At 58.5% G+C, this 16,120-nt stretch carries 13 protein-coding genes; 8 read left to right on the top strand and 5 right to left on the bottom strand.

Annotated features, from left to right (window positions below; all coding sequences use genetic code 11):
* Window positions 1-6: 6 nt before the first annotated feature.
* The 4 genes from CHB75_RS18745 to CHB75_RS18725 all read left to right on the top strand — a co-directional run bounded on the left by CHB75_RS18745 (window position 7) and on the right by CHB75_RS18725 (window position 3,966).
* Window positions 7-1,338 carry an MFS transporter gene (locus CHB75_RS18745; protein ID WP_089273322.1) on the top strand — a complete coding sequence of 444 codons (1,332 nt, stop codon included), beginning with the start codon at window positions 7-9 and terminating at the stop codon, window positions 1,336-1,338.
* Between the two features lie 602 nt (window positions 1,339-1,940).
* Entirely contained in the window at window positions 1,941-2,294 is a 354-nt protein-coding gene (locus CHB75_RS18735) for a hypothetical protein (protein ID WP_089273319.1), read from the top strand.
* Window positions 2,295-2,384: 90 nt separating this feature from the next.
* Complete coding sequence (locus CHB75_RS18730) at window positions 2,385-3,362, top strand: DUF1775 domain-containing protein (protein ID WP_089273317.1); 978 nt, start codon at window positions 2,385-2,387, stop codon at window positions 3,360-3,362.
* Between the two features lie 7 nt (window positions 3,363-3,369).
* Window positions 3,370-3,966, top strand: coding sequence for an SCO family protein (locus CHB75_RS18725; RefSeq protein WP_089273358.1), 597 nt, complete (start codon window positions 3,370-3,372; stop codon window positions 3,964-3,966).
* 386 nt (window positions 3,967-4,352) lie between these two features.
* Here CHB75_RS18725 and CHB75_RS18720 read toward each other — a convergent pair whose 3' ends face one another.
* Together CHB75_RS18720 and CHB75_RS18715 are read right to left on the bottom strand one after the other, a co-directional pair.
* Window positions 4,353-5,687 (bottom strand): hypothetical protein, encoded by a 1,335-nt coding sequence (locus CHB75_RS18720; protein WP_089273315.1) that lies wholly within the window; start codon window positions 5,685-5,687, stop codon window positions 4,353-4,355.
* A 128-nt stretch (window positions 5,688-5,815) separates the two neighbouring features.
* Window positions 5,816-6,793 (bottom strand): hypothetical protein, encoded by a 978-nt coding sequence (locus CHB75_RS18715; protein WP_089273313.1) that lies wholly within the window; start codon window positions 6,791-6,793, stop codon window positions 5,816-5,818.
* Between the two features lie 315 nt (window positions 6,794-7,108).
* Here CHB75_RS18715 and CHB75_RS18710 point away from each other — a divergent pair, with 315 nt between their 5' ends.
* Window positions 7,109-7,531, top strand: coding sequence for a hypothetical protein (locus CHB75_RS18710; protein ID WP_089273311.1), 423 nt, complete (start codon window positions 7,109-7,111; stop codon window positions 7,529-7,531).
* Window positions 7,532-8,284: 753 nt separating this feature from the next.
* On the opposite strand, the gene CHB75_RS18700 is transcribed toward CHB75_RS18710, so the two are convergent.
* The 3 genes from CHB75_RS18700 to CHB75_RS18685 form a co-directional block, all read right to left on the bottom strand.
* On the bottom strand, window positions 8,285-10,423 hold the full coding sequence (locus CHB75_RS18700; protein ID WP_089273309.1) for a pyrroloquinoline quinone-dependent dehydrogenase: 2,139 nt from the start codon (window positions 10,421-10,423) through the stop codon (window positions 8,285-8,287).
* A 772-nt stretch (window positions 10,424-11,195) separates the two neighbouring features.
* Entirely contained in the window at window positions 11,196-12,020 is an 825-nt protein-coding gene (locus CHB75_RS18690) for a DUF305 domain-containing protein (protein WP_176439204.1), read from the bottom strand.
* Between the two features lie 225 nt (window positions 12,021-12,245).
* Entirely contained in the window at window positions 12,246-13,046 is an 801-nt protein-coding gene (locus CHB75_RS18685) for an MBL fold metallo-hydrolase (RefSeq protein ID WP_245841068.1), read from the bottom strand.
* Window positions 13,047-13,957: 911 nt separating this feature from the next.
* Here CHB75_RS18685 and CHB75_RS18680 point away from each other — a divergent pair.
* The 3 genes from CHB75_RS18680 (at window position 13,958) to CHB75_RS18670 (ending at window position 15,930) form a co-directional block, all read left to right on the top strand.
* Window positions 13,958-14,278 (top strand): helix-turn-helix domain-containing protein, encoded by a 321-nt coding sequence (locus tag CHB75_RS18680; protein WP_089273305.1) that lies wholly within the window; start codon window positions 13,958-13,960, stop codon window positions 14,276-14,278.
* Window positions 14,279-14,488: 210 nt separating this feature from the next.
* Window positions 14,489-14,902 carry a hypothetical protein gene (locus CHB75_RS18675; protein WP_089273303.1) on the top strand — a complete coding sequence of 138 codons (414 nt, stop codon included), beginning with the start codon at window positions 14,489-14,491 and terminating at the stop codon, window positions 14,900-14,902.
* Between the two features lie 518 nt (window positions 14,903-15,420).
* Complete coding sequence (locus tag CHB75_RS18670) at window positions 15,421-15,930, top strand: hypothetical protein (protein WP_089273301.1); 510 nt, start codon at window positions 15,421-15,423, stop codon at window positions 15,928-15,930.
* The last annotated feature ends 190 nt before the right edge of the window (window positions 15,931-16,120 follow it).

Genomic DNA, 16,120 nt, shown 5'->3' with positions numbered 1-16,120 from the left:
CCGCCGATGCTTTCTGTTCTTGCCGACCGCACCTATCGCCATCTGTTCCTCGCTCAGATTGTGGCCCTGCTGGGCACCGGCATGGCAACCATCGCGCTTGGACTGCTGGCCTACGATTTGGCAGGCGACCGCGCGGCGCTCGTTCTGGGCACGGTCTTCACGATCAAGATGGTGGCCTACGTCGGTATTGCGCCTATTGCGGGGGCCTTCGCAAACCGCTGGCCCCGACGCGCCATGCTGGTCAGCCTTGACCTGATCCGAGCGGTTGTTGCGCTGTGCCTGCCGTTCGTTACTGAAATCTGGCAGGTCTATATCCTGATCTTCGTGCTGCAATCCGCCTCCGCGGCGTTCACACCCACGTTCCAGGCCACGATCCCTGACATTCTGCCGGAAGAGGACCGCTACACCCGGGCGCTGTCCCTCTCACGGCTGGCCTATGATCTGGAGAACCTGATCAGTCCGACACTGGCCGCGATCCTGCTGGCCTTCGTCAGCTATCAGGTGCTGTTCTATGGCACCGTGATCGGATTCATCGGCTCTGCGCTGCTGGTCGTCTCGGTGCTGCTGCCAAGTCCGCAACCCACCGCGCCCCGCGGCATCTATGACCGCACCACGCGCGGGTTGCGTATCTATCTGGCGACGCCACGGCTGCGGGGGCTACTGTCGCTGAACCTTGCCGCCGCCGCGGCTGGTGCGATGGTTCTCGTGAATACAGTCATTCTGGTCAAATCTGATCTGGGGCTGGGCGACACGCAGGTTGCCATGGCTCTTGGGGCCTTTGGTGGCGGCTCCATGCTGGCCGCCTTGATCCTGCCCCGCCTCCTCGACAACCGGCCAGATCGGCCTGTCATGATCGCTGGCGCGTCCAGCTTGGTCGTCGTGCTGTTGACGTTGGGCTTGTGGGTCGCCGTCGCTGGCCCGGTATGGAACGTCCTGCTCGTGGGCTGGCTCGCCATCGGCGTTGGCTATTCGGTCGTGCTGACGCCGTCTGGCCGCCTTTTGAAAAGATCTGCCCACCCTGAAGATCGCCCTGCGGTCTACGCGGCCCAATTCGCGCTGTCGCATGCCTGCTGGCTGCTGACCTATCCGCTGTCAGGGTGGCTGATCACGGCCTTCGGTCCCGTCGTCGCATTCATCGTTCTGGCGCTGGTGGCAGGTGCGGGGCTTCTGGGTGGAATTTTGCTTTGGTCACATGAGAAGGATATATCGGTCGCTCACACCCACGACGACCTGCCGCAGAACCACCCTCACCTGAACGGTCGGCTGACCCATAGTCATCCCATCGTGATCGACGATTATCATCCGCATTGGCCCCGCGCAGGTGGAGCGCACCGTTAACTCGCCACCATAGAGGACTTTCAACCGACCAAGTTCAAGGTCTGCAAGGTCCGCTGTGCTGACGGTCGGGTGCGCTTGAATGATGCATCTGCGGCGAACGGCAGCTTCTGCTCGCGGCATCGCAGCATGAAACGTCGCCCGATCTCGTCAGCGGGCTGACTTTGCAAAGGCGGCTCCCTGCGCGTTGCTGCCATTAGAGCGGCCTGCAGCATCACAAGCGGGAGCATCGCCAGGCCGAGCATCCGCTTCGGTGAAAGTTGCCTCGGAATCTCGCACCTGCGGCAGAGCGGGCGCTACGCCAAACATAAATGTCGGAAACGGGCTGAGACCGGTCATCATGGACCTTGGCTTGAAGGGCGGTTCTGAGCCGCCCATGTTGAGCAACTGCTCGCAGAAACCGAGACCGCCCCCCCCCACCTGCCCGCATCAACTCCAAGGTTCGGAGCCTTTGTACGACCCGCACCCGGAATGCCCCCACGGAAATCGGCTTAACTGACCTAGGACCTTCTGCCCTCAACCCATGATTGTCAATCTCGGCCACAAAATGGCTGCAGCCAGATTTCTGGCTTCCTCTTCCGCCCGGATTGCGGCAAGAAACCGGCATGGTCCAAAAACTGCGCCGGATAATGTTTGTGTTCTGCACCGCGTTTATGCTCGCGGTGCTCAGCGTCTTTTCCGCGCACCACCTGGCTCCGGACCGCGAAGATGTGGCCCGTCTCGATGCGTTTCACGCAATGGGAATTCTGGCCGAGGATCTCTGCGGGCTGGACGGTGCCGAACACGATCACCGCTGCCCGTTCTGTCACAAGCTGCCAGAGGCGCCGCGTATCAAAGCACCCGACAAGTCGCAGCGGATCGTGCAGGTCGTTGTGCAGCTCTCCGGGCGTAATCTTGTTCTGGGCCCGCAGTTTCTCTCGGCCCATGTCTCTGTGCGCGCGCCACCGCGTACCGTCTGATCCCGACACAAACTTGCGCGTCGTTTGATCGGCGCAATCCTGTCATGCGGCACACATTTAAAGTGTGCCCGGATCTCTCTGGAGACTCATATGAACTATCTGAACACAACTCTCACTGTTCTACTTGGCCTTGGCTGTCTGGCCGGTGCGGTCCAGGCCCATGCCACGCTCGAACAGTCAGAAGCCGCGGTCGGTGCGACCACCAAGATCACTCTTCGCGTGCCCCATGGCTGCAAAGGCGAGGCGACGAATGAAGTCAGGATCGACATCCCCGAAGGGTTCTATGCGGTCAAACCGATGCCCAAGGCGGGTTGGGCGCTGACAACGGAAACAGGTCCATATGCCGTGCCCTATGACAACCACGGCACAGAAATGACCGAAGGCGTACGCGCGGTCACATGGTCGGGTGGAGCGCTTGAAGATGGGTGGTATGACGAATTCACTTTGCGGGGCACGGTCGGACCGGATGCCGAGGCAGGTAGCATGCTGTATTTCCCGTCGCTGCAGAGTTGCGCGAACGGGACGGCGGATTGGACCGACACCAGCGGGTCCCGCGATGTATCCAATCCCGCTCCCGACATCCTGCTTGTGGCTGGCATGGAAGATCAAGGGCACGGCGCGATGGCTATGCCGCTAAATAGCACCGTCACGCTGGGCGACCTCGAATTGTCCGGCCCCTTTGCCCGCGCGACCCTGCCGAACCAGCCGGTCGCGGGCGGGTTCCTGACGATCACCAACACCGGGGACAGTGACGACACGCTGATCGCGGCGCGCTCGGACGCGGCGGCGCGCATGGAGGTGCATGAGATGGCGATGGACGGCGACGTGATGAGGATGCGCGAGCTTGAGCAAGGTCTGCCGATCCCGGCAGGCGAAACCGTGATGCTGAAACCCGGCGGCTTTCATATCATGTTCATGGATCTTGCAGGTCCCCTGGCCGAAGGAGACAGCACCAGGGTCACGCTGGTCTTTGAAAAGGCGGGCGAGGTAACGCTGACCATGCCCGTCGTGGCCCGTAACCGTGCAGGGCATGGCGGACGTGCCGGCCACGGCGCTGACGGCAAATGAGGCGGTCATGACACACGGACGCAAGATCGCACTTGCCTCCGCCGGAGGGCTGGCGCTGCTGGCCCTATTGGCGGCGGGCTGGTTCCTGGTGCTTGAACCCCGGCTCAACGCCTCCGTAGCAGATACTCTGGGCCATGGAGATTACAGCCTTGTCGCGACCGATGGCAGCACCTTCACCGAAGACTCGCTGACCGGTACGCCGTCGGCCGTATTCTTCGGCTTCGCACATTGTCCCGAAGTTTGCCCGACGACGCTGGGCGATGTGGCAGAGTGGCAGGCAACCCTGGCCGAAGACGGCGAACAGTTGCGGGTCTATTTCGTCACCGTCGATCCCGAACGCGACACGCCCGAGATGCTGGGGGATTACGTCTCCTGGGTGCCGGGCGTGACCGGCGTTTCCGGGTCGCGCGAAGAGATCGACAAGGCGATCCGGGCCTTCCGCGTCTATGCACAGAAGGTGCCGCTCAAGGATGGCGGGTACACGATGGACCACTCGGCCTATGTGCTGCTCTTCGACAGGCACGGTCGCTTTGATCAACCCATCAGCTATCAGGAAGACTTTGATCGCGCGATGGGCAAGATCCGCCAACTGATCGCGGGCTGAAGGCTGTTTCAGACCTTTCCGCCGCTCCGGAGTGACCCGGGGCGGCCAATCATGTGCCACAAGGAGCACCGCGGTTGCCGTGCTGGTCGTGAACGACAGATACTGGGCGGATCACTTTGATGGACCAGCGACGCACCCTTGACCGAGGAGCAGGTCACCGACAATGCAGGATTTTAGCGCAGATTCAGGACGAAAGTGGCGTTTACGCCGAAACGTTCCTGGATTCCCAGAAGTTTTGCAGGGGCTTGGACCGAATGGCATCGGCCTAGATATAAAGGCCGATGCCCAAGTCCGTGACGGGTAAGGTCAGCCTAATTTAAGCCCCTAGCTGAACCGCCCACTAGTAACTGATGCAACCAAGCTCTTCCCTCCGGGCATCTATTTCCTCAGTCCAGATTTGCCCAGCTCTTCTCGGTACGAGACAAAGCATCTGCACACCGCTTGTTCATCTGGGTGTAAGCTTGAAGACCCTCATGTTCATCGTTGGCCATCCTGCGCCACCCTTTTCTGAGACGACGGCCTCGAACGCGGCGATTGAGATGTGAGTGCCTCTCCCGCTCCGCTTTGGCCGCTTGGAGCACGGCCAAGACACCACCCCTCTGGAATCTCTCCAGGTCTAGCGATGAGACGCATGTATCTGCAGTCAGCGGCAAAGTCGGGATCCAGAATTTGAAGAACTTCCGTCGCAGCATTCTCAACCCATCACCGATGTTCCAGCAGTTTTCGAGTTTGTTGTCCCTGAGAGCTTTACCCCTCAACGTGACTTCAATCCGGGCACGCCTGTCGTAAGCTGAAAGCAGTTCGAATTCCCCGTCGCCTCGATTCTGATTGTCTTTGAGTTTGTACATGACCCTGAAGCTTACATCACCGTTTTTCTCGCCCCAATACGTCGTGCCATTCACATTCGGCTGTCGATAGTTCCGAGGTTCCATCTCCTGCAGGAAGGGCAGATGGACAGGAAATTGTATACCGTGGGATTCTTGGATCATCAAGGCGTGCTGCGAACTCCAGGAACTGCGGAGAATCCTGTCGACGCTTGGGCGAGTGAAGAGCCAGTGCATCCCATCTTCATAAACACTTCTAGGTTTGCCACGTTGATAGTCCCAGAACTCTTGCGGTGGAAGAAAGTGTCGATTGAGATGTTCGGTCATTCTCCAATTCATCCTCTCGTAGTCAACCAGGCTCAAGCGCTGGCTCTCGGGTAAATACTCGTGTAGTCTTTGCTTGGTCGGACAGATATCGATGCTGACTTCCACTGCATTCAGATTCCCGTCCGTGCTCAGCGACGCATGCTCGTTTATAGCGTCCAGTAATCGCACTAAGTGATGTCGATCCGGCTCCTGGACTTTGATGAAGACTTTGTCTTTTCCGTTACCAGTGATTGAGCAAGAAAGTTGTGTACGGGTCTTCAGCCATTCAGAGAGATGCGCCCAGTTAACATACCCACGCGACTTCGCTTTGATCTCGACGAAGTCAATTACAGCTCGAAAGGTATAGTCGCTCAGATTTAACTGCGGAAGAAGCGCGACCCTGCCATCAAACCTGCGCTGCCTTTTTGCCTCTGAAATACCATACTCCAGTGACACATCCGGAACGGCAGAGTAAAATTTCGCATCGTCCGTGTCTGCGAACGAACTTTCGAACATTACCGGGCGGGCACCGAGGACCTCGGAAAGAAAGGTTTCGCTTTTGAAGATTGGCCGAAAAGCTTGGTATGTCATTGATCGTTCTCCTTAGATTGCTCTGTTTAGTTGCTTGAAGAGTCATTCGCCGACAGTTTTTGGATCGGTGCCCCGAGTGGGAAACCAATTCTCTGACGTGAATGTTGGACTATGGAGTCGTGCTGGCGCTAAGGTGTGACTGTTGCCGCTGCCAATGCCATCAACTCACTGACTGGCACGCGACGCCATTCGATTGCGCGCACACGTGTCCACGAGCCCTGTTTCGTTGGGCGACGCCAATAGGGATTCTGCATTTTCTGCAATTGAGCGAGCGCGTTACGGTAATCAGCCACCGAGAGCATGTCACCGCCAGCATCGATCTGATATCTGCCGTCCCGTTGATGGTTCGGCTGGAAGATGCTCCCGTCAGCAGCCACAGGCACAAAGACTACCTCGCCGAGATCTTCAACTTGCATTTCCGGCACGTCGAAATCGTCCTGATCTTCCCAAATCGACGATAGGAAATTATTCTGGGTTGCCAGCCAGTCCATTGCATCTGTTGCATCGATCCTATTCTGATTCCCCTTAATCGGCTTTGACTGTAGGCCGAGGTTGTTCTTGATGGTCTGCAACGCCCGCCCGGACAGCAGGGCCAGTTCGTCCGCGCATACGGGCTTGTTGGTGTCTAGCTTCCACCTTGCCAGAGCTTTACGAAGTATCTTTACCAAGTGCTCTTGCTGCAGCTTCCAGAGTTGCAAAGGAAGAAGTGACAGGAACCGCTCCGCGGCGTCGATATCGTCTTTCAAGATCAAGCGCCGGTCGTCCAGAGAACAGGCTGACTTCACCACGATCCCGTAGTCAGCATACGCTGTGAGGTCGTGGATCAACTGGCCAAGCGCGGTTTCGCTGAATATGCTATTGTATTCATCTTCCAACACCTGCCGCCATGATAGATCTTGGTCAGTTAGAGAGAACGTTTTGCGCGCCATCGCATCAAAGCAGGCTGATGCTTCATCTCTTCCAAAAAGGAGTTCCGACAAGCCGCAGATATACTCTACGGTACGGATGTAACCTTCTTCGAAAAATTCAGAGCCCCCAAATGTCTGCTCGAACTCTACAAGCCGCTCATACGCTTGGTCCGCCATTGATTTCTTGTTCTGATCCATTGATCGCTTCCTTCGCGTTCGTTGTCCTGTTTGCATGCAACAAAAACCTTAGGCAGATCAACAAAAACGTCGGTACTGATTTTTATACCTCGTACGGATTTTATCGTTATTACGGAGATTGAAGTTCAAGCTTGATCTCCTGTTTTGGAAGCAACTCCAAGGTTCGGCACCGTGGCACGACCCGCACCCGGAATGCCCCCAGGGACATTCTCCGATCTGACCTAGGACTTCGTGTCCACAAGCCCACGACCCGATCAAGGTCTCCGGCTCGCCTTCTATAATCTCTTCATAAGCAACATATTGAAGAGGTACGACATGACTGACAGCCCCACCGCCCGCCTGATCGCAGAGGCCATCGACGCCAGCGGCAAGACGCAGACCGAGATCGCCAATGAAGTCGGGTTCGAGCGATCAAATGTGATCTCCATGCTAAAGACCGGCGTGATGCGGATGCCCATCGAGCGGATCCCAGCCTTTTCCAGGGCCACCGGGATCGACCCGCTGATGCTGACGCGGGTGGCGATGACCGAATATATGCCGGAAACGTGGAACGCGATCTCCCAGACGGTCGAGCCCGTCCCCGAAGCACAGATCAACATTCGGGGACCGCAACCTGCCGTCGACCGGTTCAAGCGGCTTTGCGGTGCCGAGCGGCGAACCTATTTCGAAACGCTTGAGCGGATGATGGACGTCTGGGAGGCCCGCTTCGATCAGTTGATCGAAGAACAGCGGGACTGAAAACGGCGTGAATGGGGTGGCGTGACACCCATGCCCCCGCAGAGCCCGGGAATTTGCTGCTGAGTTGCATCTAACGGTTTTGACGACCCTACCCCTGCCTCTGGAACATCATCACTCTTGGCGCGTTTCCACGGGGAAGTAAGGACGCGGGCGCGATGGAGTGCCTGCGTCATTTGCACGATTGACGGATCGACGACGAAGCGTGCCAAGATATTTACGAACAAACTTGGTTGACCACGACCGCCCCCGGATATGCGCAAGCCGAAGGCGTTGCCAACCTGGATCAGGTCCCCCCGACGGGATGCCTGGTCTCGATCCGCTATCCGAAGTTCAAGGGAGGCGTCGGCAGATATGCATGGTATGTCGCGATCTGCCCGGCCGACTGGCCGCACGGTGTGGCAATCCCGGACGCGGATGCACCGCTGCCGAAATCAGACAAACCGCTGCACTGGGACGCTGAAGCGGCACGCGCGTGCGCTGATGTTCTGATCAGGGCGGCACTTTCAGGGATTGAAACCCGGCGGCCCCTCTACCTGCAGCCCCATCTAGCCCATCGGCGTATTTGTCTGCCCTCCCAGTCCTCACGCCGTGAGCGAGAGGTCGGTCAGGAAGTTTATGCTCCGCTAAGGCGAAAGCAGCCTTTGGGCAGGTCCAGTCTCCACTGCTGGCATGCAAACGTTGGTTGACTGCCCGCCAAACATCCGAATGGCCCATCTCATTTACCTCTAAGAGGCGTCGCTGAGCTGTCGCAGATTACTCCCGCGGCAGCGCCCAGGCGATCACTTCATCGCCCACCGGCGTTTCCATGAAGTGATGTCCCATGGCCGTGACCATAACGAATTGGCGACCGCCCTGTTCGTAGGTGATCGGGTTAGCTTGCCCGCCGGCAGGCAGGACCGTGGACCACAATGTCTCCCCCGTTTCGATGTCGATAGCCCGGAACAGGTTGTCGGTGGCTGCAGCGATGAAGACAAGTCCGCTCGCGGTCACCACAGACCCACCGTTGTTGGGCGTCCCGATATCCAGGGGCAGGAAGGAGGGGATGCCGAACGGTCCGTTCCTGCGTGCCGTGCCAAGGGGGCGATCCCACAGCGTCTCGCCGGTCTTCATATCTATGGCTCGGATGCCGCCATAAGGGGGGCGAGTGCAGGGCATCCCCGTCAGGGGTGAGCGCCAGCCAGCATTGACGTCGATCGCATAAGGCGAGCCTGCTTGCGCATCGCCTGCCCCTTCGGCGTTGGTGCCGGAGCTTTCGACGCCCTGCTTTTCGTTGATCGGTTCCAGCCCAAGCTGGTCCGCTTCCTCGCGCGGTAGCAGCCTGTTGTAGTTCGGAACGTCATTATAGTTGGCGATGATGATGCCGCGCTCGGCGTCAACGGCGACCGAGCCCCAGTCGGATCCGCCATTATACCCGGGGTATTGGATCCAGGGTTTGTCCGAGGAGGGCGGTGTGAAGAAACCTTCGTAATTCGCCTGACGATACATGATCCGGCAGAAAAGCTGATCGATGGGGGTGAAGCCCCACATGTCCTTCTCTTCCAGTGGGTCTTTGCGCAGCGTGTGCCAGGCCGAAACGGGCTGAGTGTCGGAAATGAAGCCAGGTTCGACTTCGCCTTGAGGCAACCCGGTCAGTTCGGCCACCGGGGTCAGCGGTTCGCCGGTTTTACGGTTCAGGATGTAGATGTCGCCCTGCTTGGATGGAAGAAGGATCGCCGGGGTTCCCTCAAAGTCGATCAGCGTCGCCTGCGAGCCGAGGTCATAGTCCCAAACATCATGGCGCACCGTCTGGAAGTGCCAGACCTCCTCGCCGGTCGTGGCGTCCAGCGCCAAGAGCGAGGTGGCATACTCATTCTCGGCTTCACTGCGGTTTGAACCATAGTAGTCGACCGAAGAGTTACCGAGCGGCAAATAGACATATCCCAGGTTTTCGTCAGCGGTGGCTGTCATCCACATGTTCGGCGTGCCGCGGGTGTAGACTTCGCCCTCGGGCGGGCCGTTCCGGTTCTGCTCCGGCGCGGCCAGGTCCCAGGCCCACCGAAGTTCGCCGCTGATGGCGTCATAGCCACGGATCACGCCGGACGGAGCATCTTCGGCCTGACCATCTTTTACCTGTGCGCCAGTCACGACCACGCCACGCACGATGGCGGGTGGAGCCGTGACGGCATACCAGCCGGGCACGCGTTCCCCGATGTCCTGCCACAGATCGACCGTGCCATCCTCGCCAAAGCTTTCGCAAGGGCTCCCGGTGCCGGCGTCAACCGCGACCAGCTTGGCGTCGAGTGTGCCCTCAATCACGCGGGTCGCACAGGGCGCGCCTTCTGCCGCGTCGGGGTCGGTGTAGAGCGACACGCCCCGACAGCTTGCGCCGTAGGGGATCGCCTCGTTCGGCACACCCGGATCGAAGCGCCAGTTTTCCTCGCCTGACGCTGCATCGACGGAGATCAGGACATTCATGGCCGAACACATCAGCAGGTCATCGCCGACCTTCAGAGGTGTCGTCTCGGGCGAATATTTGCCCTCTGCGGCGCCTTCGGGAAGGTCGCCGGTATGATAGGTAAAAACCTCCTCAAGCTCGTGAACATTCTCGGGAGTGATCTGGTGGAGGGGCGAGTAGCGGGTCGCATCGGCATCACCGCCCCAGTTGGGCCAATCGGTTCCGACGTCACGCAGGGGTCGGGGGCCGGTAGCCGCAACCGGGCTGGCAGTCCCTTCCGTTGGCACCGTGTCAGTCACCACAACGGGCCGCGCCGCAGCGTCAGGCTGCGGTGCGACCGAAGTCCCTGATTGCATATCCCCAGTGGCATCCGAGGCGGGAGCGTCCGCTTGCTGGGCTATGGCCGCATTTGAGGCGATCAGGAGGCTGACCGCGAATGCTGAGACGAAACGGGGCATGGGGGTTCCTTTGAAATTGGGGATCACCGTCGGCGCACCAAAGCTGGGATACAAAGTACAATGAGGAGAAGGATCAACGTAGGGGCCACCAGACGAGGAACTTGGGCCCACCAGTTCGGTCCCACCTCCCACCAAGACCAGCCGAGGGTTCCAATCCATACAAGGATATAGAGCCAAACGGCCTCTATCTTGTGATAATTCAGCAGAACGCCTGTAGCAATCAGGCCAATCCCTGCCAGCCCGTAATACCAGCTGCCGCCAAGCACTATCAGCCAAACACCTCCGGCGGATATGACCAGTCCGAACACGATGCAAACCCAACCCAAGATCGAAACAGACCAGTTTCGGTGTCGCGGAGAGTGTGACTGCGAAGCTATATCATGTGTTGCGATTTCGAAGTCTCCTTCTACATGCACGCGAGAGCCGATGGCCGCTTCAAGTGCGTCTCCAGCACGGTAACAATTCTTAAACGTTTGGGCATGTGACGATGTTCCGTAAAGAGACAGTCTTTTTGTTCACAAGCGCGCCACTGTGGATAGTATCTGGTGGAACCCATTCGCCGCTTCAAATGACCTGACTTTGGATCGCTCGGTCGTCTTTGTTGGGACAGCGTGGCAAGGCATACTGGTGGGAGCCAGTGTCTCAAGAATGCTCAGGACAGGCTGGAAAAGCCATGTCGCCGCCGAACGGAACATGGCTCAAACGAGCGCTCCGGGCGGCACAAAGCGAGACACGTCCAGTCTGGTTGCGATCCTTGGGCACTGGCTTCTCCTCAATTCACGCAATTGTACTGACCGCGGAACCCCGCCATGTAATCCGGCCCAGTGGTGATGATCAGGTCATGCAGGCCCTCGTGATCTGTAGGGCGAACCTCTGCCATAATCGGTCCGGCGGCAAAGCCTTCCCCATTCGCATCGAGGCGCACAAGATCGCCGCTGATCTTGATCAGCGCGGCATTCTGGCCCGTGACAAGCACGGGCAAACTGGTTTCGGTATAGGTGAAGCGGCAGGCAGCGCCGTCCGGGAAGACTTTCGTGATATCGTCCTCGCCCAGGAACTCAGGATCGACCTTTGCGACGACCTCGGTGGCGAGCGCGGTTTCAGCGCCTGTCAGTTCGGAAATCGAACCCGTGCCCTGCGGCTGCGCTTCGCCATTGGCCGATATATCCGCAATCAGGTAACGCATTTCGGCGATTTCCTTGTCCTGCGCGTAGATGATGTCGTCAGCCAGCGTCCGAACGCGCGGGTCGGTAATCTCAGCACGCGAGGACGTCATGATGGCAATCGAGTGGTGCGGAATCATCGCCCGCATGTAGGCGCGGTCCTGCACCGTGACCTGCGAGCGCACGAGCCAAAGAGTCGCCGCAAAAACCAAGATGGATCCCACGAGGATGGCGACATTCAGGGCGCGGTTGCGATACATTCCCAGCATGAAAGCAAGCATGATGAAGGCCATGACAGCACCCATCAATACGGCCATGTAGGCGCGCGTTTCCGACCAGAATACGTGAGCGAATAGGTAAGTGTTCAGGTACATCAGCCCGAACATCACGACCGTCGAAACGGCAATCATCAGGAAAAAGCGGGTATAGGTCATTTTCACCTCCATGTCTGTTAGAGGATCAACGATCCTTCAGTGGCGGGATGTTCCCGTGAAAGTGAAATTAATGCGCTGTTTCCTGCCGTGAGATTTCCTTCTGATAGGCGCGCTGCCGCTTTGGTCAGGTGGATTTGATGCAATGTCAGATGAACATATCAGAAGCACGGAACAATTCAGTCCACTTTGCCGACCCAACTCTGTGGATCTTGCTCGCTCACACAATCAAGCCCCATAGAATCCTCCCGCAGCTTTCGCTAGGCTGACCTCGCCGGGACAGAAGGCGACAAAACGGTCCGGCGCGATCCCTTTGGCGGCAAGCGCGGTTTGCAGGAGCTCTTTCGGTTCCTCGCGCGGCTCATCGGTCAGCTGGAAGGTGCCCCAGTGGTACCCGAGTGCCCGGCCTGCGCCGACGTCCTTGAAGATGCGGACAGAGTCTTCGGGTGCAACATGCTGGGCGGACATGAACCAGCGCGGCTCGTAGGCGCCGATCGGGATCAACGCGATATCAGGCGCGCCGTAGCGGTCGCGGATATCGCGAAAGACGGCGCCATCGCCGTAGCCTGTGTCACCGGCGTACCAGATCTGTCCACGAGGACAGTCGATCCAGAAGCCGCACCATAGTGCCATCCGCCGATCCCCAAGCCCGCGCGACGACCAGTGGTTGGCGGGCGTCAGGCTGACAGAGACTCCAGTCGACAGCGTGATCCGGTCATGCCAGTCACCGGTCGCAATCCGTGCATCCCGAAGGGATTTTCGAACTGTCGCATCCGTGCCAAGCGGCATCACCATCAGCGGGCGATGTACCGCCTGCAGTCGCCTGAGGGTCGCGATGTCGAGGTGATCGTAGTGGTTGTGACTGAGGAGGACGGCGTCAATCGGTGGCAGATGGTCAAAGTCGATCCCAGGTGCGGTCACGCGTTTCGGTCCAACGAAACTCAGCGGACTCGCGCGGTCCGACCAGACTGGATCGGTCAGTAGGTTAAGCCCTGCGACCTGGATCAGAACCGATGCATGGCCGACCATGGTAAGCCGCGGCAGATCGCTGCGAACAGGGGGTCTGGCAGGGGTGATCGGAACGTCTTCGGGCCAGCTTGCCCGCTTTCCCTCCCGCCTCCAGCGCAAGAGATCACGCAGAGAACGATCGGGCGAAGGCTGGCCAGGCGAGTGGAACCTTCTGCCATCGAAGTGGTCACTGACAGGGCCGGTGTAGTAGCGATTTCCAAGCATGCTCGTCTTCTGGTCCCTCATCTGTGTTGCGTTCTGATGACCTGCCTTCGCCTGTCGAGATGGGGCAAGTGAGCAATCCTCTGTGCGTTCATGAACAGCTCTTCAACTTCGCTGCAGTTCTGCCTTCTGATTTCAAGGAGGAATTCAATCATCTCAACAGATCATGAATGTCTTTGAAGACGTTGTCCTATTCTGTCGCCTTGCTCCAGAGACAGTCTTATCCCCCGCCACCTCCTGTGACGCATCGCACTACACGACGCGAGAAATCGGCAAGAGCCGACCCAGAAGATGGCGGGGGATGTACACTTTGCTCCGTCGAACGTGCTGCATAAGGGCCTAGCACAGCAGACCATCTGCGCAGCGGGCGGCGTCCTTGCTCCCGCAATAGCCCCGACATCCTGACCCCTTCGGGTCAAACGCGGTTAAGACCTCAACGGTCCAGCACTCTCCAGTCGCTATGAGCCGCCGAGCGGAGAGCCAGAGGATGCGGTCCCGCAGAGCCTCTGTCCTTTTCAGCGTTCGCGCAAAGCGCCAGGTGCTGATCCTGTCGGCTTCCACTGCCTCATAGCGCCGGTCATGTTCCCGGAATCACCGTCAAGAATTTGGGTGGATATGCAAATGTCGCTGGTCGGCGGCACGTTTCCCAAGTATATATCAGTCAGCGCTGACAATCAAGTTCGCCCGAGCGAAGTCGGAGAGACAGTTTCATGAGGACTCACGGCACAACTGCGGCTCTCCTGGATCAGGCGATCCGAGCCAGCGGCAAGACACAGCGGGAAATAGCGAACGAGACGGGCTTTGCTCGCCCCAATGTTGTCTCAATGATGAAATCCGGCGAGATGCGCGTTCCGATCGAACGCATCCCGGCCATCGCGGAGAGCACCGGCATCGATCCCGTGTTGTTGCTCAACACAGCGATGACGGAATATATGCCCGAAATGTGGAGCGCGATCCGCTCAGTGCTCAAGTTGCACTTGCCGGAGGAAGGAGCCAGCACAGCAACACTATCTGACCGAGATCCTGGCTGAACAATATCTGGAATTGTCGCAGGCTGCCGCCGGGAGTGGAAAATCTCAACTCCAAGGTTCGGTGCCATTGCACGACCCGCACCCAGAATGCCCCCAGGGACATTCTCCGACCTGACCTAGGACTTCGTGTCCACAAGCCCACGACCCGATCAAGGGCCCCGGCGCGCCTTCTATAATCTCTTCATAAGCAACATATTGAAGAGGTACGACATGACTGACAGCCCCACCGCCCGCCTGATCGCAGAGGCCAGCGGCAAGACGCAGACCGAGATCGCCAATGAAGTCGGGTTCGAGCGATCAAATGTGATCTCCATGCTAAAGACCGGCGTGATGCGGATGCCGATCGAGCGGATCCCGGCCTTTTCCAGAGCCACCGGGATTGACCCGCTGATGCTGACGCGGGTGGCGATGAGGGAATACATGCCGGAAACGTGGAGCGCGATTTCCAGGACGGTTGAGCCTGTCCCCGAAGCACAGATCAACATCCGGGGACCGCAACCTGCCGTCGACCGGTTCAAGAGGCTTTGCGGTGCTGAGCGCCGGACCTATTTCGAAACCCTTGAGCGGATGATGGATGTCTGGGAGGCACGGTTCGATCAGTTGATCGAGGAACAGCGCGACTGAGAGCGGCGACAATGTGGGGGCGCATCACGTCTGCGCCCTCAGAGCCCCGAATATCGCTGCCGAGTGGCATTTTTGGGGGTTTGACGACCCGGCCCCTACCTCTGGCAAGTCGTCGCTCCTGACGCGATTTTACAGGTGACACATGAACATACACTTGGCGCGGGAATGAAAAGGTGTGCTCGCGCCATGTGTTCTAGCTGGCAGGTATAGTCCGACAGGGACATCGCATCGGCGCGTCCGCTGCCAAACGCCCGCCCCTAGGTCGCAGAGCGCCCCAGAGCACCAAATATCGCGCATGAGTGCGATCTCGCAGCCGTCTCTCGCTGACCCCATGAAAAACTGGATCACGCTCACAGGCGAATTTTAGGCGCTTGCGCCGACTACCAGCTCGAGACTTTTGCCTCTTGGGTTCAATGACTTGCAATCCGGAACTGACCACATAGGTCATGTGAACGCGCGCCACAAGCCGATCGGGTCCGCTGGATCGCGCGGAAGAAGGCGACAGAAAGGAAAGCAAAATGAGTTATCCGCCGCATGGCACAAGTTCTCTCAAGGCTGATGATCGGTACAGAGCCGTCAAAGAAATGCGAGAACGACTGCGGCGTCACCATTTCGACTATTTCATCACGTTGACCGCGAATGATCCGACGGCCTCATACGACAAGATGAAGAGGGCACTCAAAAACTGGGATGCACGCGTAAACAGGCTGATTGTCGGCTCGAACTGGCAGGAACGTCCTGACGAGCGCCTGCTCTGGTTCGCATTCCTTGAAAAAGCCGACAGCAACCCGCACTGGCACCTTCTCGCTGAGATGGACCCTGACCTAATTGTCAGGCGACAGGCATTCTTCGACAGCATCGATATCAGTTTGGAGATGGACCGGATCTGGTCACACTTGGTCCCGGGCGGAACCTGCGATGTGCAACCCTTCCGTGACGAGGGCGCCATCCAGTATGTGACTAAAGATTACCACCGCGCCATGGATCGCGACCACTTTGCTTCCCATCTAGACTACATTCGTGTATAGTCTTCGTCATTAGGTCACCGTCTTGATGTCGCCTGCAACGCTGCGAGGTCCTGACAATCTCCTTACATCTTCCTCAACGCGTTGCTCCGACCTGCGTAATCGCGAAGCTATGACAGATGCTTCCCCACCTGCTGCGATTCCCGGAGACAAAATGACCACAGAAACGGTCTGATGATCTGACCGTCGCGGA

The sequence above is a fragment of the Puniceibacterium sediminis genome (genome assembly GCF_900188035.1).
In the GTDB taxonomy this organism is placed as follows: Bacteria; Pseudomonadota; Alphaproteobacteria; order Rhodobacterales; family Rhodobacteraceae; genus Puniceibacterium; species Puniceibacterium sediminis.
The sequence above is the reverse complement of the archived record's forward strand: the minus strand, read 5'-3'. Positions and strand labels throughout refer to the sequence as shown.